This window comes from Staphylococcus sp. LCT-H4 (assembly GCF_001866145.1).
Lineage (GTDB): Bacteria > Bacillota > Bacilli > Staphylococcales > Staphylococcaceae > Staphylococcus > Staphylococcus succinus.
Window position 1 is genome coordinate 19,482 of record NZ_MODY01000006.1, and the last position, 21,987, is coordinate 41,468.

Sequence of the window (21,987 nt, forward strand, 5' to 3'; positions counted from 1 at the left end):
TAATGGCAAATAGAATACCAGAAAGCACCAGTGTAGAGGCTAAGTTAACTAGATGGTTGTACATGAAAGATGTTGTTGTTATTTTCGCAGTATTCGTTATAGGGTATTTTCTTCAAGCATTAAATATAGTACCCCCGCAGCTAACAGTATATTTATATTTATTAGAAATATTTATAGCAGCAGTGTTATTAATAAGACCTTTTGGAACTAATCCAACAAGACGTAGTTTTAGAGTGTTTATGTTAACTATGACTAAAGATAGAAATACCTACGAAGAAATACCGTACAGTATTATTAGCAAGACTAAGGAGGGCAAAGATAATGCCGTTATTCGAAAGCAATCAAGCTACAAAGATTTCCTCGAAAAACAAAATTAATAATGATAATCAAGAAGTGCTATTTAAAGAGGATAGCACTTCTTCTTTGTTTGGTAAGCAATCAAATAATCCAAAAGAGTCAATGATAAGAGAAAAGACAGAACCCTTATTTAGTAAGCATAGCAGTGATGAACATAGTGAAAAGGAAGAGCATAAAAAGAGTAGTACATTGTTCGCCTCACCTAATATAGAAAAGAAAAAATTCAAATTAAAGAATAGAACGAGAATAAAACGAAAAAATAAACCATTGAATTTATTTAAATCACATAAACCTAAGAAAACATTTTTAGATATAACAAATATTATAGATCGAACTGATGAATCGTCAGGAGGTTTATTTGTTCTAAGAGACGGTACGTACATGAAATTTTTCCAAGTACACCCTAAAGATATTATGAGCCGTAATTCTAATGAACAGTTGTATGATATGGGCGTTCTATTGAATATGTTAAAAGCATATAACAAAGATAATAAAATATTAGCTTTAAATATGCCTATTGATACAGAACAACAACGTACTAATTTAATAAAGAAACACGACAATATAGATAATGATATTCATAAGTATTTTTTAGAAAAAAGAATAGAGAAATTTGAATATCTTGAACAATCATCACGCATGGAACGTTCATTTTTAGCAATGGTATTTGGAACGACGCCCCAAGAATTACGTATAAATTTACAAACATATAAAAATGCAATGTCTGGTGGATTTCCAATAAAAATGATGAGTGAAGAACAAGAAATCAAAATACTATATAAATTAAATAACCAATGCGAAGAAATTAAATAGGAGGGATTACATGAGTTTATATTCTAAAATGAAAGAAAATAATCAAATGAAAAAAAATATAAATAGTGGTGATATGTCAATATCTGATTATAATTTAGATTTATTGGCAAAGATTCAACCTAGAGGTGGCGTTAACTACAAAAATGATTTTTACGTCAAAAAAGGTACTGGTTATGAAGCATGTATTACAATTTATGAAACGCCAACTGATGTAGAAGATTTTTGGTTAGGGCAGTTAATGACAATGGATAATACAATTGTAACAATGGATATGAAAACTAAAACAAGAGAAGAAATTAAAAATGACTTAAAAACAGGTATGACAGAATACTTAGACAGAATGAATAATGATAGAGATATTGTTGCAAGAAGTGAAGCACAAGAAGCCTATTACGAATTAGACAGTCTTTTAAGGAATATTCGTAATGGTGGAGAATCTATTAAAGAAGTTGTATTAAGAATGTATGTAAGTGGCCGTACACGTGATGAAGTAGATGAAAAGATTAATGAAATAATGATTTTCTTAAATTCTATGGATTTTAAAGGTACTGTATACCTCAACGAACAAAAATTTGAAAGCCAAGCACTAACAATGAGTTTAACTCAACAAGATGCATTATTACCTAGAATTAAAAAGGACATTCCTGCACAAACAATTGCAACTGGTGTTCCTTTCCATTCAGTGTCCTTAAATGACCCTAGAGGCGTTTATTTTGGCGTTTCCGATACAGGAGGTAATATAATACTCGATTTATTCCATAAAGATAATAGACGTACTTCATATGACGGTGTATTGGTTGGTACAAAAGGTGCAGGTAAATCACATACACTCAAGAAGATTTTACTTGAAGAATCTATTCAGGGCAATCGTGTTAGAACGATTGATTCAACAGGAGAATTTGTACATTTAGTTAATGTACTAGGGGGAAAAACAATATCGCTTGATGGAACAGACGGAATGATTAATCCACTAGAAGTAAATGCAGTAGCTGTTAAAGAAAAGACAGACGATTTAGGACAAAATATACAAGAAGTTGATGAAGTAACATCGTTTAACCAACATAAACAAAAACTTAGTACATTCTATGGATTAATGAATCCAGATGCAGCTGAAAAAGACAAACAATTATTTAGAATAATGATTCACGATTTTTATAGAGATAAAGGTTTGTGGAGTGCTAATCCAGAAGAACAAACTAACATTACTAATTTGAAATCAGAGGAATATCCAACGTTTTCTGAATTACTTCAATATTTAAGAGAGATTCTATATAAAGATGATAAATTCACTGAAACCAATGAAAATGTAACACAAGATAGAGTTTCACAATATCAAGCAATAGAATTAACGCTTTTAGATATTATAGCTTCTAATGGCCGTATGTTTGATGGACATACTACAATAGAGAATTTTAAAGAACATCAAATCATAAACTTTTCTATTAGACAATTAAATTCAATGGGCGACGAAGTTAAAAAGGCGCAGTTGTTTAATGTGATGAATTTATTGTTCGATGAAATGGTTTATTTTGGATCACCACAATTCCAAGCTTATAACAGAAAAGAATTAGAATTAGATGATGCAGTAAGATATAGATTGATATTTGATGAAGCACATAATTTAATTTCAGCTAACGAAACAGATGCACCGGTAGTTGAGAAGTGTGAGAAATTTATACGTGAAGATAGAAAGTATTTTGCAGGGTTTATCTTTGCTTCACAAGATATTAAAGACTTTATTCCAGAAGATTCTCAACAAGAAAATATTGCTAAAGTAAAAACATTATTCTCACAAACAACATATAGATTTATTATGAGACAAGATACTTCAAACGTAGAAAAATTAGGAAATGTTTTCTCACAAGAATTAAGTGATTCTGAATTAGGAGTTATACCACAATTAGGTACAGGTGAAGCAATTCTTAACATAGCAGGATTAAGAAACGTGAAATTTAGAATTGAAACAACAGAAGAAGAAGATGAACTCTTTGGAGGAGGTGCTTAATATTGCCTAAACGTAATATGGTAAAAGGAGCCTCTAAAAAAGCTACTAAAATGGCAGTGAAATATGCTGCTGCAAAAGCCAACATTGCACTTTGGCAAGTTTGGGCATGGGTGATTGGAATAATTGCAGTTATCCTTTTAATTGTTGTTATATTTGGAACTATAGTAACAGCAATCAAAATTGAAGAAGATAAACAAAAAGAACTAGCAGGTGGTGATTCTGGTGGCTGTTCCGTTAATGTAGGAAACATTGATACTGAAAAGGCTAAAGAAAAATGGAAATCAGCAGACGGAACACCATTAGAGGGCAAAGCAGAAGATATGATAAAAATTGCTAAAAAAGAAGATATTGATCCCGCAATATTCATGGCTATTGTTGCTAATGAAACTGGATATGGTAAAGCAGAAGCAGTCAAAACTCATAACAATGTAGCAGGTATGATGGGGTCAGGTGATTTATTTCATTTTGATTCAATTGATAAAGGTTTAGATGCAGCAGCTAAAAATTTAAATGAATTATACTTCTCTAAGGGTTTAACGACACCAGAGAAAATTGGTAAAAAATATGCGCCAGTGGGAGCAGCAAATGACCCAACCGATTTAAATAGTAATTGGGTTCCCAATGTTAAAAAGTTTACTAGCGACATTTCAAAAAGCGATGGTAAAAGTGCTGATAAAGGAAAAGAAACTGTATCTTGTGATAGTGATGTTCCAGCAGGTAAATCTATTAAAAAACTTGAAAAAGTTATTAAGAAAAATGGAGGGAAACTACCTAAAACAAAACATAAAACGTTTGAGCCTAACACTTATAATTATAAAGAATGTACTTGGTATGTATATAACCGAAGAAAAGAGTTAGGACTACCAGTAACATTGTTATTTGGTAATGGTGGTGATTGGCCAGAACGAGCTAAACAACAAGGATATAAAACAGGTAAAGAGCCCAAGGTTGGCGCAATGGTTTCATGGCCTTACAAATCCGAAGATTTTGGAAGTACAGTATATGGTCATATAGCTTTTGTAGAAGAAGTTAAAAAGAACGGTGAGATTAGAGTTAGTGAACATAATATAAAACCATTTGCTTATGGAGAAAGAACGTTCAAACCGAAAAAGGATTTAACATTTATATATTAATATAAGAGGTGATGATTATGAGTAATAAACAAAATGAAAACAATGAAAAAAAATCTAAATCCACTAAAATATTAGGTTATGCAATTGTACTATTGGTGCTAATAGGAACAATCATTTACTTCATCTATAGCGCACAAAGTAACACTAATTCTGAAAATGATTCATTAAAAAGAACCGTATCAGAATTACAAAAAGATAATAATAAAAAAGAAGATTTAATCAATCGACTTGATGCAAAAAATGTTAATAAAGAGGAAGAAGCTATTAGAAATCAAGCTAAAGAATTTGTGAATGTTTTATACGTTACTGATCCTGAAATGGACGATAAAAAAAGATATGAAGATGCAAAGAAAGTAATGGATAAATCATTAGCCAATAAATATTTTGGAGATAAAAGAAAATCGCCTATTAAATATAAAACAGATATACAAGATGTAAATATATATTCTGAAAGATACTCACCTAAAAAAACAGACTATCATATGTATTTAACTTTATCTCAAGCTATAAAGGACACTGATGGAAAAATAACTTCTACAAGAAAAGTTGCTTCTGAAATAACATTAAAACAAGAAAAAAGTAATGATTGGAAAGTAGTTAAATTTAAACAATTCGATGAAGAACAAACAGAACATGATGATGAAAATGAAGATTAAGAGGTGTAAATATGAAAGAATTATTCACAGCATTTAGAAGTGATAAGACCTCAATAAAAGGTAAAGGCAGTTGGTTGTTTTATGGACTAACTGCTTTTGTATTTGTAGCTGCAATTCTATTGTTATTTGGTCATTTTTATACAGAAGATGAAATAACAAATGCTAATACAGAAGTCGGAAAATGGAATGACTTATCTGCATCTGGTAAGGTTAAAATTGATAAATGGGAATGGAACAAAGATAATAAAACGATGGATTTAGTTTTACAATATCATGATGATGTTGAACAAGGTAAAGACATCAAAAGAAGTTATGAAATGATTCCAAATACAACACCAAACCAAACAGTAGATTATAAAGTTATTGCAAAAACAGATAATAAACAAGCGATAAGAATATATGATGTTACTAAAGGTTTTGAAGTAATGGTTGTAAAAGTGTTTGAAAACTCTGGTTCAGAATCTGGTAAAGGCGAAGAAATAACTAAGCTACTAGGTAATGAAAAGAAAGTAAAAACTAACGCAACTAAAGATGATATGAGTAAAGAAGATTACCAACTTGAATTTGTTCAAAATGATATAAACGATACGAAAAAAGCTAAAAAAGATTTAAATAATTCTAAAGAGAAAGCAGAACAAAAAATTGTTAAAACTGAAAATGAAATTAATGAATTAGAATCTGAAAAGTCTTACCAAACTGGAACAGAAAAAACTGAAACAGACAGTAAAATTGAATCGAAAAAAACAGATATAGATTCATATAATACAGAAATTGATGACTATAAATCACAAATAAAACAAAGTGATGAAAAAATAAAATTATTGAAACAAAAGTATGAAGATACAAAGAAATATAATCAATAAGTGGTGAGACATTAGTGAGACGTTAACTATATATAGTGTCACAAAGGTGAGACAAGCACAATATATAGTGTCACAAAGGTGAGACAAATAGAAAATATTGATATCATAAATAAAGTCTTTAAGTCCTTGGTATGTCTGGCTTCGCCAGACCTATCATTGAAAATGATAGCATATTCCCCTTATGCTCTTAACTAACTATTTCATGATTATGGATATTTAAAGAAAAGGACTGATAATAATGGAGACTACTTCAATAAATATTAGAAACGTAGATAAGGGTTTACACTTAAGAATTAAACAAAAAGCTAAAGATAGTGGATATAATTTAAACGAGTATCTACTAAAAATATTAGAAGATAACGACCCATTAGAACAATATAGAAAGCTATATGAAGAACAAACACATCAACAAGCACAAAACACAAAAGTTTTAAAAGAAGTTACCAATAAACAAGATAAGATATTAAGTATTTTAGAATCTGTTGACTACTAAATATAAGGAATGATTATATGCCTAAAATAGTAACTATGTCTGAATTTGAACAATCACAAAATAAGGCTAACTTTAGTAAATATGTTGATTATGTAGATAGAGAAGAAGCCAAAAAAAATGAGCATGAAGTATTTCAATATGATGTATATGCTCATTACATGTTTGATGAACAGAAAAGTAATTCAATGTTTAACAATAACTCAAATTATATGTCAAAAGATGAAATAGATTTCACTAAAAATAAATTTAATAAAGCACAAAAAGATAATGGCATTATGTGGAAAGATGTAATTTCATTTGATAATGAATCATTACGAGAAGCAGGGATATATGATCCAGATTGTAAATATTTAGATGAACAAAAAATGAGGCAAGCTACAAGAAAGGCTATGGAAAAATTTGAAAAAAAAGAAGGACTAGATAACAATTTAGTTTGGGCTTCTTCTATTCATTACAACACAGATAATATACATGTACATGTAGCAGCAGTTGAAAATGAAGTAACAAGAGAAAGAGGTAAAAGAAAGTATTCAACAATTAAAGAAATGAAATCATCTTTTGCAAATGAGCTATTTGATATGAGTGGTGAAAGAACAAAAATTAATAACTTCATACGAGATAATATAGTTAAGGGAATTAAAGAAGAAAAAGAGCCAGATTATAATTTAGAAATGAAAAATCAATTAAAAAAGATACATGATGAAGTTAAAGACATACCTAAAAAAGAGTGGCAATACAATAACAATATAATGAAAAACGCTAGACCAGAAATTGATAAATTCACTATGATGTACATTAAAAATAATCATGGTGAAGAATTCGACCAGTTTAAATCTGACTTAAAAAAACAAACAACATTATACAAAGAAACTTATGGGGATAAATCAGATTATAAACAATATGAAGCAACTAAAATGAATGACTTGTATTCAAGGGCAGGTAATACAGTATTAAAACAACTGAAAAACTTTAATGAAGAATATAACAATATTAAGTATAAAGAAAACGTTAAGCAAGAAAGTAAAGGTAATAAACCACAAATTAATCCAACTATAAAAAATAAAATGCAAATAGGTTACGCATTGAATGGAACCTTGTATAATACGCAACGTGCATTAAGAAATGATTTCCAAAAAGAAAAAAATATTAATCAATACCATTTTGAATTTGATAAATCATATCAACAAGAATTATAAAAATGAAAGGTTTGATAGTATGAGTTCACATAGAATTCAAAAAAGATTTAGAATAAATCCTGATTATTTAGAACACCTCGAAACTGTTAAGAGAGAAAATAAATTACAAACTAATGGTGAGGCAATAGAACATATTTTAGATGAAAATATAAAACTAAGAAATCAATTATTAGGAAACAATAAAGATGATATAGCTGAAAATACAAGTAAAATATTAAAAGCTGTAAATCAAAGTTCTAAAGATATAAAAACGCTAGTAGAATTTGCTAATACTCATGCATTTAGAGAAATGTTTGAAGAAAATGTAAGTGCTATTGATTCACCAACTAATTGGTTAAAAGAAGCAAAAAGCGAAGTTAATAATCAATTGCAATATAAGAGAACACAAAAATTGTCAGAACATTAAGGAGTGTTGACCAATGGAAAATAACCAATTAATTCAAGATGGTGAAACAGCAAATTTTGTAAAATTAACAGACAACATTATTACTGTTGAAACAGAAGAATTTGAATATGATTTTGAATTATCAAAAGCCCAACTTGAACAATGTTATCAACAATTATCTAAGAATAAAGAACCAGAATTTACAATTAATGCAGATAAAGGAATTATAATCTTTGATACTGAATATACAGTAAAACAACAAGCAGAAATTGATTCCATTGCTGACTACTTCTTTTCTATTGAAGATATGCCGGTCACTACAAAGTATTGTACGGTAGAAAGTATGTATGATTTAAAAGAGAAAAAATATGCAGATATTTTAACAGAAGATAATGAGGAATTGACTTTATATTTAAGGGACGATGTTCATGATTTAATATTAGATTCACTACAAAAAGCTAAGAGTGATGATCAGATAGAAGAAGTTCAATTTATGTATAGTCCAGAGTTCCATAAAATTATATTTAATGATATGAGTGATTTTGATTCGGGGGATTTAGAATTAGGTAATATGATAATAGGGGAAGATGGTGAATAGAAATGAAGCAATCTGAATTGAACAAATTTATTAAAGAAACATCAGAACAGGCATTAGAACAACTTGATAAATTCTTTCAGTCACCAGATGATATTAAAGAGTATATTGAGTTTGCTTCACAATTTTATAATTACTCAAATAGGAATCAAATGCTAATTGCAAATCAAAACGAAGGTGCTAGTATTGTAGCGCCGTATAAAAAGTGGCAGCAATTAGATGCACAAGTAATGAAAGGCGAAAAGTCTATAAAAATTATGGTACCAAGTGAACGAAAAACTTTTGTTCGTCATAATGGGGAAGATAAAAATATTGTTCCAATTAGTAAAGCAACACCAGAAGAAAAGGATAAAATAAAGAACAATCAAATTAAGGTGAATAAACAAATAACTTTTGTTAAAGGTAATGTATTTGATGTTAGACAAACTAATTTACCGGAAGAAAAGTATCCACAAATAATGCAACAACTACGTGGTGAAGTTCCAGATTATGATGAAAAAATTGGGAATTTAACTAAAATTGCTAACGCATTTAATATTAATGTACAACAAAGTACAGATAGTATGAAAGGTGCAAGAGGTGCCTATATAGAAACTGGCAGTGGAGAAAAAATAATTGAATTAAATAAAGATAATGAAGAACAACAAAATACAAAAACAATGATTCATGAATTAGGTCATGCCCTTATACATGGAAAAGATAAGATTGTTGAACCTAATAAAGATTTAAAGAAAGAAGATAGAGAATTTCAAGCTGAAATGACAGCTTTAATTGTAGGTAAACATATGGGATTAAATAATGATGATTATTCTATTAAGTATATTCATGGTTATGCAGGACAGTTTAATGAATCTCAAAAAATGGATTTAATGAAAGATGTACAAAAGGCATCAAGTGAATTAATCAAAGCAATTGATGGAAATGACAGTAAGCAAATATATTTAGAAGCTAATCAAAATAAGGATAGAACATATATAAAGCCAGATAATATTAAGAACAATTCATTTATGAGAGAGAACCAGTTATATACAGTGCAAGATGCAAACTTTTTCTCAAAGGAAATGTATAGTCAGTTCACACCCCAAATGATTTATAACAGCCCTAAAGACAATAGAACCAAAATATTACAAGGTAGAGAATTTAGTTATGCACCCAATCAAACAGAATTATCACAGCCTAATCTTTACGATTACTTAAGACAGTATGTAGCGCCACAAGAACAAAGTGGACGTAAAATGGTTAACAGTGAAGAAAGAATTGATAACCGATCTAACTTTAAACCAGTTGAAAATAATAAAAATATAGAAGTTGTCAAAGATGATAATGATATATCAAGATAATTTAAGGAGTGTTATTTATGAATCAAAATGAAATGGGTAAACAATACCAGACGTATTTACTAAAAGAGTTTTTTTCCGACAAACCATTATTTGACGTACCAAAATTGAGTAAAGAAGAACAAGATAATATGCAAGAAATTAAAGAAAATATTAATCCGAATGTGAAATCAGTTATAGAGGAAAGCGTACAAGATGCTACTAAGAGTTTTTCAAAATTAGATAGCGCAGTAAAAAATCTACACGAAGTAGAAGAACAGATGGAAGATATAGAAGATATACAATTAAAAGATAGAGCTTATCGCCCTTTAGAAAATGAAGTGTTTACTGAATATAATAAAAATAAGGAAGAATTTAATAGAGTTAATCAACAATATCAAATAGCTGATATAAAAACACAAGAAGATATTGAAGCACCATCTAAACACTGTTTCGTTTCTAATATTGATAATGGAACAATTGAATTAGAAACCGATGAAGCTATTTACACTGTTACTATTCCACATCAAGAATATTTAGAATTAATTGAGAATCCTAATAAATATGAATTCTCATTAGATAAGGAAACAGAGAATATAGTATATAGAGAATCTACTGAATCAGTAGAAATGGAAAATGATGGTTTAGATAAGACACCACGCTTTAATAAAAAACAGATTGTAGATGAAAGTGATAATGAACTAGAAAGATAAAAAGGGAGTAATAATATGGAAACGCCAATTAAAGATATTTTAAAAGAGAAATATAAAATTGATTTTGATAAACAAGATTTACAAGAACTTATATCAAAGCAGGTAGACCAAGAATTATTAAAAAGGCTAGATAAACCAGATAGACAACAACTAAATCAAGATAGCTACTTTAAAGAGCTACAGCAATCACTTGTAGGCATGAAAGAACGTTTGAGTAATGTCTTTACAAGTGATTTTATTATGCAACAAGTTAATGGTGTGAAAGACTTTTTTAATGACCATGCTATAAATCCCGAAACAATAAAAAATAATATTAAAGATTTAGTAACATGGAACCAAGACAGCCCAACTGTTGAAAACATAACATCAACTTTTGATAAGGTCAGAGATATTTTTGTTGAAGAACAAGACCAATTTTCAAAGATTGAAAAAGAACAACCATCATTAAGTAATCAATTTGATAGTTTAAAAGATATGATGAAATCTAGTTATCAAACTATTAATCAAGGTGCAGATATTCAAAATTTAAGAAACTATGAACAGGTATCAAGATTAGAAATTATCAACCAAAAATTAGAATTACAATCTGATACGCAAGAAACACCGTATAATTTTGAAACGCTAAACCAAAATATTGAATGGAGTAATCCAGATAAAAAAGAAAATATCATTGATCTTTATAATTATCTAAAAGATGCACATAATACTATCGCTTATAGTGAACCTTATTCAAATGATACAAATATAGATAAGTTAAAAATTGAGCAATTTACATTGCAAGGTATTCAAAGCATTGAAGAACAAATAAGTCCTAAAGAATTGAATGAGAGTAGAATTGAACATTTAGAGAATAATAATCTAAGTAAACCACAGTATGATGCTATCAATGATTTTGATAAAGCGATTAAAAGTGTAGAGAAAAACCTACCAAATGAAGCAAGAGAACAGATTCAAGAATCTGAAAAATCCGAATCAGCTCAAAACAATATAATTAAAGAAGCATATAATATACAGCAAACAGAAGTGTTTCAATCATTAAATGAAAAAAATGAATTTAATGAGTTGGCACAAAATACAGATGATAAGCAAGTTACAGCTAGTTTATTAGATGTAGACGGGGATAAAGTGATTGTTGAAGTTGGTAATGAACAATATGCACTTACTTTAAATGAAACAGATACCGAGAAAATCCAAACGAACGAAGAAGCATTTTCATTTAACTTCAATACTGAAACAAATGAATTTAATTATCTAATAGATGAAGAAGCAATTAGCGAGACATTACAGGAAAATGATAATGAAAAAAAGTCACATACCCCTGAACAGCAAGCAGAACCTAATACACTACCACAAGAATATATAGATATGGCAGAAAATAATGACTTTGAAAGATAAACAAGGAGGTTTTCTAAATGAAAACAGTTATATTTGCTGAAAAGCCATCACAAGCTAGAGATTATGCTAATGCGTTAGGTATTAAAAAGAAACATAAAGAATATATTGAAATTAAGGATAGTGAAATTATAAGTAACGCGATTGTTACATGGGGATATGGTCACTTAGTAGAGTTGAAATTACCAAAGGATTATAAAGAGCCAGTAAATAATTGGAAAATCGAAAATTTACCTTATAAGCCCGAACCTTTTGAATTTAAAGTAGGAAAAGATAAAAATGCTCAATTCAATGTAGTTAAGAAATTCTTTAAAGATGCAGACCTAATCATTAATGCAACAGATATTGATAGAGAGGGTAGTAATATTTTTTATTCAACACTCAATTTAACAGGTGCTAAAAGTAAACCAATAAAACGCTTATGGATCAACTCAACAGTTGATTCTGAAATAATAAAAGGATTCAAAAATTTAAAAGACAATAATCAAGACTATCAAAGCTATCAAGAAGCATACGCTAGACAGATAAGTGATTATTTAATAGGAATGAATTTAAGTCCTCTGTATTCAAATGTTTTTCGTTCACAAGGATTAAATGAAACCTTTTCTATTGGTAGAGTTCAAACACCTACTTTATGTATGATTTATGAAAGAGAGCAAGCCATTAAAAACTTTAAACCAGAAAAATTTTATGAAGTAGTTGGGGAATTCAAAGCCCAAAATGGTAAATACAATGGTAAGGCTAAAATAAAGACATTTGATAAAGCAGAGCTATTTGAATTAGAAGCTAAACATAAACTTAGTATCGTCACCCAAGGTAATATAAATAAAGTAGAAACAAATGAGAAGAAACAACAATCACCTAAATTGCATTCCTTGTCTACACTTCAAACTAAAATAAATAAACAGTACAAATATGGTACTGAAAAAACTAAAAAGATTGTTCAAACATTGTATGAACGTAAAATTTTAAGTTATCCACGTACTGATAGTAATTTAATTACAGAAGAAGAATTTAATTATTTAAAACAAAATTTAGATGACCTTAAAAAAGTCTACAATAAGAATTTTGATGTATGCCATTCAGAGCCACGTAAACGATATGTAGACGGTTCAAAGGTACAAGAACATTATGCGATTATACCGACTTCAAAGACACCATCTAAACAAGATATAGAACAATTAAGTGGAGATGAATTAAACGTATTAAATGAAGTTGTGAATACAACATTAAGTATGTTTGCTGATGATTATATTTATGATGAAACTGTTATTGAAACTGATGTGAATGGACTAATTTTCTATACAAAAGGAACAGTTGAGAAAAATAAAGGTTGGAAATCGCTATTTCAAAAAAATGATAAGCAAAAAGATAATGAAAATGAAAACAAGCTACCAAAAGTTGAATTAAATGAAGAAGTAGCAGCTAAAGTAAAAACACAAGAGGGCATTACAACACCTCCCAAACCTTACACAGAAGGTGAATTAATAACTTTAATGAAAACATGTGGTAAAACACTTGATGATGAAGATGCAGCAGACATATTGAAAGATATTCAAGGACTAGGTACAGAGGCTACAAGAGATGGAATAATAAAAGGTTTGAAATCAAAACAGTATATAAAAATAACAAGTAATAAAGTAGGAATCACAGAAAAAGGTATCTTACTTTGTGAAGCCGTTAAAGGCAGTTTACTATCAAGTCCTACAATGACAGCAGAATGGGAAAAACGCTTAAAATATATCGGGCAAGGTCAAGCTAATGTAAATGGCTTTATTGATGTAACAATGAAATTCATCAATAAAGAGTTAGAACAATATAACGAAAAAACACAAAATATAGATGTACAGAAACAAGTTGAGAAAACTATTGATGAACATACTATTGGCAAGTGTCCTAATTGCAATAAAGGTGAGCTAATAGACAAAGGAAAAATAATTAAATGTAGCACTTGTGAGCAAGTATTCTTCAAAAACTTCTTCAAGAAAAAAATACCAGATAAACAGTTGAAAGCATTGATAACAAACGGGAAAACTTCTCAAAAACTTAAATTCAAAAGTAAAGCAGGCAAACCGTATGAAGCTTATTTAAAATTAGAAGATGATAAAGAAAAGAATATAAAAAAATATTCTATTTCATTCAACTAAGGAGGCTATATGTTGAATAATATGAATGATAACAAAGAATACTTTTCCATAAAAAAATTTATTGGTAATTCTTCTGAAAGTAAAAAGGAAATTTTGGTAGGTATAGCTGTCACATTCTATTTAGTTATTAAAAGCTTTGTAACACAAGAATATATTTACATTTTAACCTATTTTGATTTAGCAAAATCATTACAAGCAATAGGTGGTGTACTAAATGATCTAATTCTTGCATATATACCTATCGGCGTTTTAGCATTAACATTTGAAGGCACCAAATTTGAGGGTACTAGTATTGGAGAAAGGTTAAGAACTGTAATATTTTCTATATTGGCTATTCCTATTTTTATACTAATGCTCTACTTTTTTATATGGTTAGACACAGTCATACCAAGACATTACACTGTATTAACCGCAATACTTAATTTTATATACACAACACCCTTAAAATTATTACTTCTATTTATCGTTGTTAGTACATTTATTACATTCATGAGTATGATGGTCAGTAATATAATAATTAGTATATTTATCTACCTGAAAAATATTAATAGAAGTGAAAACACTATCTCAATAGAAGAAGATATATATATTGATAATAATTATATTAATATATATAACTTTTGGTATAGGTATAATTATAATCCCTCACTTAATCTCAAAAAATACGTTAGGGACGTTTATTTTATTAAAGTATATATAAAATCTCATAAAGAAAACAAAGCTATTATCAATATTTATGATGCCGAAGAAAAATTAATAAAATCAAAGAAAGAAACACAAGTTAAGTTAACTAATCATATAAAGGAAATAGAACTTGAAGCTAAAATAAAACCAATAGTAAAAAATGTAGTAGAAAATTTCAAAATGGCCAAGCAACCCTAATAATTAGGGTTGCTTTTTTTAGGAGGTTTTTAATATGTCAAAAAATCACAGAGCATTTACTGATGAAGAAAAAGCAAAAGCTAGAGATGTGGATATCAGAGAAATTGGGGAACAAAATGGATTATCATTTTCAAGACAAGGTAAGTATGATCGTTGCAACGAACATGATTCATTAATTTTAAAAGGTCAAAGTTTCTACTGGAATTCTACAGGTAAAAAGGGGAATGGTGGTTTATCATTTGCCGTTGAAGTATTAGATATGAAATTCAAAGATGCTATGACAATGTTAGTAGATGGTGAATATGGTCAATATGATGCTTCTAAAGCACCTAAAGATGAACAAAAAGAACTTAATTACAATACAAGTTATGAAGTGGAAAATACCAAAATTTCAAGAGATTATCTAATTAACGAGCGTGGTTTAGATGAAAAATTAGTTGATTGGTCGTTTAAAACAGGTGCTGTTGCACAAGATGGTTTTAACAATGTGTGTTTTAAATGGCTTGATAATGAAAATAATATCGTTGGTGCAGATAAGAGAGGTACAGGTGACAAACCATTCAAACAGGTAGTGCAAGGTTCCAAAGAACATGGTGGATTTCACCTTGACGTTCTACAAGATAAAAATAAGGGTATAAAGAATATCGTTTTTACGGAAAGTCCAATTGATGCTTTAAGCTATTATGATGCACATAGAGATATTGAACAAACTCGTATTGCGTCATTATCAGGATTAAAACTTGAAAGTTTAAAAGAGCATGTTAATGAAGTAGGTAAATATAATGTTGAAAAAGGTGAACACCCAAGAGATTATCCCCTTAATAGTATTGTTCTAGCCGTAGATAACGATGAAGCAGGCAAAAACTTTGTTAGGAATGTGATTAATTCATATGAAACTGAATTTAAACTTGATTTACCTACAGAACGTAAAGATTGGAATGAGCAATTAAAAAAGGACAAAGCGATAACTAATGGTGAACCTACTTATGAAAAACCTAAAGAAGCTAAACGACAAATGCAATATATAGATAATGAAAAAGATTCAGGTGTAGAACGATGAATATAAATAGCATATCAGTGTTTAATATTTTAATAATCGTAGGTATATTAGTTATCGCTTATAAAAGTTTGCCAGTCATAATAAAACTCCTTAAAAAGAAAAAGATTCAAAATCTATATAGAAAAGCTAGAGTGCATGATGTAGATAAAATGGACGGTATCGAGTTTGAATATTATTTAGAAGCATTATTTTCTAAATTGAAATATAAACCCACAGTAACTAAAGCATCACATGATTATGGTGCAGATTTAATACTAAAAAATGAAAATAAAAAAATAGTCGTACAAGCGAAAAGAAGTAACGGAAAAATTGGTATCAAAGCTGTACAAGAAATATATGCAGCTCAAAGATATCATAATGCAGATGAAGCATGGTTAGTAACAAATAGTTTTTATACTAAAAGTGCAATCGAATTAGGTAATGCTTGCTCAATAATAATGAAAGATAGAAATACATTATCCAAATGGATAATCAAGATTAACCCAGATTTTTCTAATAGTAAGAGTTGCCCTAAATGTAGAAATGAATTAGTGGTTAGAACAGGTAAAAACGGGCAGTTTTTAGGTTGTTCTAACTATCCAAATTGCAAATATACTAAAAATATATAAGAGGTGTGTATATGAATAGAGAAGAAATTGAGAAACATTTAAAAGAAGTTGAACCATTAGATAAGTTTTTAACAAATAGAGGTGTAGAAATATCAGATTTACATGCAGCAATGAATGATAAAGTAGATTATGTACCTGAATTTGATTATTATTACGATTCTAAAGAAAAACAAACTCAATTAGCATGGATTGATACTAAATATATACATGCACCTGCTAGATCTGGAAATAACGGTCATAGTTGGTATAACCTTTTATTTTGGGGAGTTTATGGACTTCCTCAAAATAAAGATGCTAATTTATCAACTATAAGATTCTATGATTTATTAACAAATTTAACCAAAATGAATTTCAAAGAGTTAAAGGCATTATATGAAGATGGAAATAGTGGATTATCTTTATATGCCTTTAATAAATATATTAAAACAGGCGAAAGCCCAATATATATTGGGGTGAATGATGGTACACATAGAATTATATTAGCAAAAGTATTAGGTGTTAATTATGTAACTTCTAAAAAGGTTTATGTATATGAATATAATCCCGAAAAACATAGAATATATGAAGATTTAAAAATAATTATAGAGAAACTACAATCATTCTTAAAAACTAGTAAGGCATTTAACTTATCAGATGATGGAGAATTTATTAAAATAAACGCTAAAAGATTTACTTATATGGGAGTAATATTTGAAGATATTAATCCATATACTTTTAATAAAAATGCTAGTGAATATATTGAACACATAGCTATACTAAACAAGTATTATTCAATTCTCAAAGAGATTGAAATAGACTATAATAAGCAAATTAATATCTATAAGTATATTCCTAAAGGAATTTTAAACTTTATGGGATTAGCACATAAAGATATTTATTTAGAAGAAATAGAAGATAATAAAAAGCTATTATTAAAAAAGGTTAAAATATTAAAGGCCTTAGATTCAAAATAAACATATAAAAGCAGTGCAATTGATTGCTGCACTGCTTTTAATTATTATTTAAGTTTATCTTTTCTCATGAATTGCTTATTCTTCCAGCTATTCAAATATTCTTCTTCAAGCATAATTGTTTTCAAACATTTTTTTACTTCTTTAATGGAATTTTCATGAATTGTACTTGCTTCTGTGGTTGTCGAAATATAATCATCTTTTAAATTTAACCAACAACCGTCAATGTCTTTCCAAAATTCTTCTACATAAGGTATATACTTTTGAGGTATATATTTTTCTACTGATAATACTTTATACATAATAATCACTCCTGAAATTTTTCTTTTAGAAATTAGTTTTAATGTGAATGTGGTGTGTGTGCGTTATGCACATCACATTCACTCCTTATGGTTCGGCTTTGTTTTTGGCCGTTTTATGCCAAAAGCAAAGCCCCCGATATTATCGAGGGCTAGTCTTAATTAACAATTTTGATAGTATTCTAATTGTTTATCAAACAATTCTTTATCTAGGAAATTATGAATCTGCTTACTATTAATAAAATACTCTGCCATATTGCTTAAATATTCTTCATCTTCAATACCAGTTTCAAAACAAAATACAGCTTTTAAAGTTTCTTTATATTCCATTTTCTTCATTTCTGCTACTAATTTTTTGTAACCTTTAGCTTGTTCCATTTTTAATGGCCTCCTAGTAAATTTAATATTTTGCATGTTTTTTATTAAATGTTTCTTGTAATTCATCTACATCAACATCAGTCATAATTAAATCATCAAAGTTAAGGTATTCCGTCATTAACGCAATATCATACCAACTATCAAAATAATCGCATTCTATATAATTATCATATAGATGTGACAATTCCCTAATTAATCTATTATTCTTTAAATCTAATGAAACTTGGATTTCAAATTCTTCATCATCACCTTTTGTAGTATATGCTAAATCACATTTTAAATTAGAATCAAATACTTCTTCATGCTCATTGTAAGCACGTTGAAATTCTATCATTTCGTATTCTTTGATATCATCACAAATTTTCATGTAACTTTCTGACGCTTTCAAATTTTCTTTATTAATCATATTAACTCCTCCTGATTTTTTTCTTTTAGAAATTATTTATTTTTGCTGTGTTGTGAAGCCACTGCAACAAGCCGTTACGTTGATCTTGCAAGGGTTCAAGCAATAAAAGTTTTTAGACTGGCCGTATGGCCACAAATAAAAAGTTTTTTGCCCCTTGTAAGATTGAGTAGGCTTGTTAAAAGTACAATCTTTGATTGTACGTGTGAGCGTTTCAACACAAAAAAATAAATTCTAAAAAATGGAAATAAAGGGAAAGTGAATTCTCACTTTCCCTCCTTTTTTGAATTCAGTTTTTAATGCGAGTGTATATGTGCGCCTTTACGCATATACACTCGCCCCTTTTGTTTTCGATGCAAATGAGAGCTTCTCACAGCGCCTTGTTTTCAGATACATTATTGCTTAAATAGAACGTATGTTCTATAATGATTTAGAGGTGTTCTTAATGAAAATAATTAATCCTGATATGCCAGAACCATATAAATATGAAACTGATTATAGAAAGATACCTAGAGAATATCTTAATCCTCGAATACCTAAAGGTAGAAATATTGTAAAATGGCAACCATTTAAGAGTTTGCCGATTCAATACGAAATGCTAGACCAATATGTAGAAGATCAAAATAAAATAGATATGCCTTTATTATCTCAGGAACAATTGGAAGAGATTAATGATAAAGTAAGCTATAAAATTGAAAATAATATTATTTCCGAAATTAGTTATTGGGAGAATGGATATGTCTATTCAATACAATGTTATATAAAGAAAGTTGATGAAATAAATGGAATTATGATTATTATGAAAGAAAATAACAATGGTAAAATACAATTACCGTTAAGTAGTATAATGAGTGTTGAATAAATAATTATACTATTTTAAATCGTAAAGGAATGAAAGTATTGTTAAGTAAAAAATCAGAAAAAATATTAAAGGAACTATTACAAAAAGAAAAAGATTTTGAAATATTGCCTGAATCAGAAAAGGAATTGAATACCTCAAAAACAAGTTATTCTGAAATAAGAGAGATGTTCCCATTAAGTTCTCATATTTCAACTGCTATGTTAGTGAAATATCTATTAGAAGAAAAATATATATATAATCATATTGGTGGTAAAGAAAATACTTTTGAAATCAAAAATTTAGAAATGGGTACTCTTAAGATAGTTATTGGAGAAAAAGGCATATCTTATTTAGAACATAAAAAATATGTTCTAATGGCAAAAACTATTCCGTTAATAATAGCTGCATTAAGTTTTATATTCTCCATATACACTTTTATTACTTCTTAATTTTTCCCAAAAAAAGAAAACCTAATACTTAGGTTTTCTTCATATATCCTTATATTCTATTATCTTAAATTTCTTTTTACTTCCGTCATATTTTAATACATACTCGGATTTAACCTTATTTCCACTTAACTCCTTTGTTAAAACTATTGTCACTTTATCCTTATCTTTCTTGATATTTTGAAATTCTAAATTACTGTATTTATTTTTTGTTTTTGAGGTAACCATTTTTTTCATATGTTTTGATACTTTAGTATCTTCTTTTATATGTTCACTAATGTATTTATAATTAGATTTTTTATATGCCGTATTTAATCCTTTAGTATATTCTTTCATAAAATCTTTTGCTTTAGATTCTATTTTTTTATTTTCCAATTTATACTTATTTATCTTATCTTGATTAAATCTTAAATTTAATTCTTGTGGACTTTGATATTTATTTCTTTCCACTTCTATGTCATTACTTTTAAAATTTTCTCCGTCTATTTCCCCTATTGCATATACATTCAACTCATTGGCATTATAGTAATTACCATAAACTTTATTTTTTTCATAATCTTGCACTTTATCATTAATCACAACTTTTTTAGTCTTATCCTCTAAATCATCACTATTTTTCAAGTTGATTTTGAAACTAGACTGATTGAAATCTTGCATGGCAACTACATTATTATTTTTGTTAGTTACCTCTGTATTAAACTCTAGTTTTCCATTACTTACACCTGTTAATTCTGTATCTTCAATTTTCTTTTTAGTATCCATACTATATTTACCAGTAAAAAATTCTCCAATACTCGAAAAACCATTTTTATCTGATGCAACATGACGTTTTTTATCATTTTTATAATCATATATCCCAGTATTATCGTTTTCTTTCACATAAATATTAGTATACTTTGGCTTAAAAAGAACTTTATCTATAAATAAAAATTTCTTACCATTTTTTTTAACATCTATTATATTTCGGTTATTATTATCTGTTATTGATCCTAACTTCAAATCATAATTATCATTATCTTTTATATTATCTTCGATTACTTTTATTTCTTTATCAAATCTCTTTTTATTTTCAGGTTCATTTATATATTTTGCAAATGCCTTTGCTTCCATATTTGATAAATCACGTTCACCACTAGATAAATAAGCAGTAAGCTTTTTATAGTCTTTATCATGTGCTGCATTTTTAAAATCCTCAATCTGTCCTTGTGCATTTGTTTGACTTAAAATGAAATAGATTAGCAATCCCACTAAAAGTAAGACACTTAAAATATAAGAAATAATTATGTATTTCTTCTTTATATTTTTTGTATTATTATCTTCGTTATTAGTCATATAAATGTCCTTTTTAAATATTATATTAAATTATTAGTTTTCTTCATCTTTACTAAACCAACCGGAAATTTTATCTTTAATATCATCTAATTTACTATTAACTTTATTTAGTTCCTCTTTCACTTTACTATCATCACCATTTTGTTTTGCTGTATTTGCTTCATCTAGCTGATTTACAGTATCTTGATAATCATTTGCTACTTTTTCTGTTTTTTCATTACTAGCATTTTGCTTTAAACTATTCACTTCATCTTTTAAACTTTGTAAAGTTGATTGAGTATCTTCATTTGAGTTTTCTATACTAGATTTTGTATCTTCAATTTTGCTTTGAATATCATTGTCTTTTTGTTCTACATACTGTTCATTGTTTGGTTGTTGTTGCTGCTGTGATGGACTATCTGATACATTTGATTGCTCTGTATTATTATTACTACAAGATTTAAAAGCAAATACCATTGCAACTATTAATAAAATTACAACAAGGAATGATAGTCCTCTTTTACTACGTTTATTTTTTCTGTTTTCCTCATATAATTCTTGTTCGCGTCTATAATCTCTGTCATTATAATATGACCTTTTACGTTCTTCTTCTTCAAGATAAGCCTGTCTTTTACGTTCTTCATCATAGTATTGTTGCTGTCTCTTTTCTTCTTCGTATCTCTCTCTATCACTTCTATTCATATAACCACTCCTTTTTACACAAATGTAATTTACACATGTGTAA

Annotated in this window: 25 protein-coding genes; 20 read left to right on the forward strand and 5 right to left on the reverse strand. The window is 28.4% G+C overall.

The window, feature by feature from the left end; genetic code table 11:
- Positions 1-2 precede the first annotated feature (2 nt).
- The 18 genes from BK821_RS12150 (at position 3) to BK821_RS12235 (ending at position 17,567) form a co-directional block, all read left to right on the forward strand.
- The gene (locus tag BK821_RS12150; protein WP_071331735.1) at positions 3-377 is read left to right on the forward strand and encodes a DUF5592 family protein; all 375 of its coding nucleotides are present in this window, start codon (positions 3-5) and stop codon (positions 375-377) included.
- Complete coding sequence (locus tag BK821_RS12155) at positions 322-1,170, forward strand: hypothetical protein (protein ID WP_071331736.1); 849 nt, start codon at positions 322-324, stop codon at positions 1,168-1,170. The genes BK821_RS12150 and BK821_RS12155 overlap by 56 nt, the downstream gene beginning before the upstream one ends.
- Before the next feature lie 10 nt (positions 1,171-1,180).
- Positions 1,181-3,175, forward strand: coding sequence for a VirB4 family type IV secretion system protein (locus BK821_RS12160; protein ID WP_083390174.1), 1,995 nt, complete (start codon positions 1,181-1,183; stop codon positions 3,173-3,175).
- Between the two features lie 2 nt (positions 3,176-3,177).
- Positions 3,178-4,308, forward strand: a complete 1,131-nt coding sequence (locus BK821_RS12165) for a CHAP domain-containing protein (RefSeq protein WP_256201635.1) — start codon at positions 3,178-3,180, stop codon at positions 4,306-4,308.
- Positions 4,309-4,325: 17 nt separating this feature from the next.
- Positions 4,326-4,964 (forward strand): hypothetical protein, encoded by a 639-nt coding sequence (locus BK821_RS12170; RefSeq protein WP_071331737.1) that lies wholly within the window; start codon positions 4,326-4,328, stop codon positions 4,962-4,964.
- Between the two features lie 11 nt (positions 4,965-4,975).
- Entirely contained in the window at positions 4,976-5,827 is an 852-nt protein-coding gene (locus BK821_RS12175; RefSeq protein WP_071331738.1) for a coiled-coil domain-containing protein, read from the forward strand.
- Positions 5,828-6,065: 238 nt separating this feature from the next.
- Positions 6,066-6,320, forward strand: coding sequence for a hypothetical protein (locus BK821_RS12180; protein WP_071331739.1), 255 nt, complete (start codon positions 6,066-6,068; stop codon positions 6,318-6,320).
- 17 nt (positions 6,321-6,337) lie between these two features.
- The gene (mobP2, locus tag BK821_RS12185; protein WP_071331740.1) at positions 6,338-7,516 is read left to right on the forward strand and encodes a MobP2 family relaxase; all 1,179 of its coding nucleotides are present in this window, start codon (positions 6,338-6,340) and stop codon (positions 7,514-7,516) included.
- Between the two features lie 19 nt (positions 7,517-7,535).
- A complete protein-coding gene (locus tag BK821_RS12190) occupies positions 7,536-7,922 on the forward strand; it encodes a hypothetical protein (protein WP_071331758.1) in 387 nt (128 codons plus the stop codon).
- A 13-nt stretch (positions 7,923-7,935) separates the two neighbouring features.
- Complete coding sequence (locus tag BK821_RS12195) at positions 7,936-8,499, forward strand: hypothetical protein (protein ID WP_071331741.1); 564 nt, start codon at positions 7,936-7,938, stop codon at positions 8,497-8,499.
- A 2-nt stretch (positions 8,500-8,501) separates the two neighbouring features.
- A complete protein-coding gene (locus BK821_RS12200) occupies positions 8,502-9,836 on the forward strand; it encodes an ArdC-like ssDNA-binding domain-containing protein (RefSeq protein ID WP_071331742.1) in 1,335 nt (444 codons plus the stop codon).
- 17 nt (positions 9,837-9,853) lie between these two features.
- Positions 9,854-10,525, forward strand: coding sequence for a hypothetical protein (locus BK821_RS12205; protein WP_071331743.1), 672 nt, complete (start codon positions 9,854-9,856; stop codon positions 10,523-10,525).
- Positions 10,526-10,540: 15 nt separating this feature from the next.
- Positions 10,541-11,920 carry a hypothetical protein gene (locus tag BK821_RS12210; protein ID WP_071331744.1) on the forward strand — a complete coding sequence of 460 codons (1,380 nt, stop codon included), beginning with the start codon at positions 10,541-10,543 and terminating at the stop codon, positions 11,918-11,920.
- A 17-nt stretch (positions 11,921-11,937) separates the two neighbouring features.
- On the forward strand, positions 11,938-14,064 hold the full coding sequence (locus BK821_RS12215; RefSeq protein WP_071331745.1) for a type IA DNA topoisomerase: 2,127 nt from the start codon (positions 11,938-11,940) through the stop codon (positions 14,062-14,064).
- Between the two features lie 12 nt (positions 14,065-14,076).
- Positions 14,077-14,946, forward strand: coding sequence for a hypothetical protein (locus tag BK821_RS12220; protein WP_141768370.1), 870 nt, complete (start codon positions 14,077-14,079; stop codon positions 14,944-14,946).
- Positions 14,947-14,980: 34 nt separating this feature from the next.
- Positions 14,981-16,006, forward strand: coding sequence for a DUF3991 and TOPRIM domain-containing protein (locus tag BK821_RS12225; protein WP_071331747.1), 1,026 nt, complete (start codon positions 14,981-14,983; stop codon positions 16,004-16,006).
- The gene (locus BK821_RS12230; protein WP_071331748.1) at positions 16,003-16,614 is read left to right on the forward strand and encodes a restriction endonuclease; all 612 of its coding nucleotides are present in this window, start codon (positions 16,003-16,005) and stop codon (positions 16,612-16,614) included. Before BK821_RS12225 ends, BK821_RS12230 begins: the two co-directional genes overlap by 4 nt.
- An 11-nt stretch (positions 16,615-16,625) precedes the next feature.
- Positions 16,626-17,567: a hypothetical protein gene (locus BK821_RS12235; protein ID WP_071331749.1), complete on the forward strand. Its 942-nt coding sequence runs from the start codon at positions 16,626-16,628 to the stop codon at positions 17,565-17,567.
- A gap of 44 nt (positions 17,568-17,611) precedes the next feature.
- Here BK821_RS12235 and BK821_RS12240 read toward each other — a convergent pair whose 3' ends face one another.
- The 3 genes from BK821_RS12240 to BK821_RS12250 all read right to left on the reverse strand — a co-directional run bounded on the left by BK821_RS12240 (position 17,612) and on the right by BK821_RS12250 (position 18,647).
- The gene (locus BK821_RS12240) at positions 17,612-17,866 is read right to left on the reverse strand and encodes a hypothetical protein (RefSeq protein WP_071331750.1); all 255 of its coding nucleotides are present in this window, start codon (positions 17,864-17,866) and stop codon (positions 17,612-17,614) included.
- A 159-nt stretch (positions 17,867-18,025) separates the two neighbouring features.
- A complete protein-coding gene (locus tag BK821_RS12245; RefSeq protein WP_071331751.1) occupies positions 18,026-18,241 on the reverse strand; it encodes a hypothetical protein in 216 nt (71 codons plus the stop codon).
- Positions 18,242-18,263: 22 nt separating this feature from the next.
- The gene (locus BK821_RS12250; protein WP_141768371.1) at positions 18,264-18,647 is read right to left on the reverse strand and encodes a hypothetical protein; all 384 of its coding nucleotides are present in this window, start codon (positions 18,645-18,647) and stop codon (positions 18,264-18,266) included.
- A 442-nt stretch (positions 18,648-19,089) separates the two neighbouring features.
- On the opposite strand from BK821_RS12250, the gene BK821_RS12255 reads away from it, so the two are divergent.
- Positions 19,090-19,506, forward strand: a complete 417-nt coding sequence (locus tag BK821_RS12255; RefSeq protein WP_071331752.1) for a YolD-like family protein — start codon at positions 19,090-19,092, stop codon at positions 19,504-19,506.
- 29 nt (positions 19,507-19,535) lie between these two features.
- The gene (locus BK821_RS12260) at positions 19,536-19,934 is read left to right on the forward strand and encodes a hypothetical protein (protein ID WP_141768372.1); all 399 of its coding nucleotides are present in this window, start codon (positions 19,536-19,538) and stop codon (positions 19,932-19,934) included.
- Between the two features lie 39 nt (positions 19,935-19,973).
- On the opposite strand, the gene BK821_RS12265 is transcribed toward BK821_RS12260, so the two are convergent.
- Together BK821_RS12265 and BK821_RS12270 are read right to left on the reverse strand one after the other, a co-directional pair.
- Positions 19,974-21,263, reverse strand: a complete 1,290-nt coding sequence (locus tag BK821_RS12265; RefSeq protein WP_071331754.1) for a TcaA NTF2-like domain-containing protein — start codon at positions 21,261-21,263, stop codon at positions 19,974-19,976.
- 33 nt (positions 21,264-21,296) lie between these two features.
- Positions 21,297-21,944: a hypothetical protein gene (locus tag BK821_RS12270; protein ID WP_071331755.1), complete on the reverse strand. Its 648-nt coding sequence runs from the start codon at positions 21,942-21,944 to the stop codon at positions 21,297-21,299.
- Positions 21,945-21,987 lie beyond the last annotated feature (43 nt).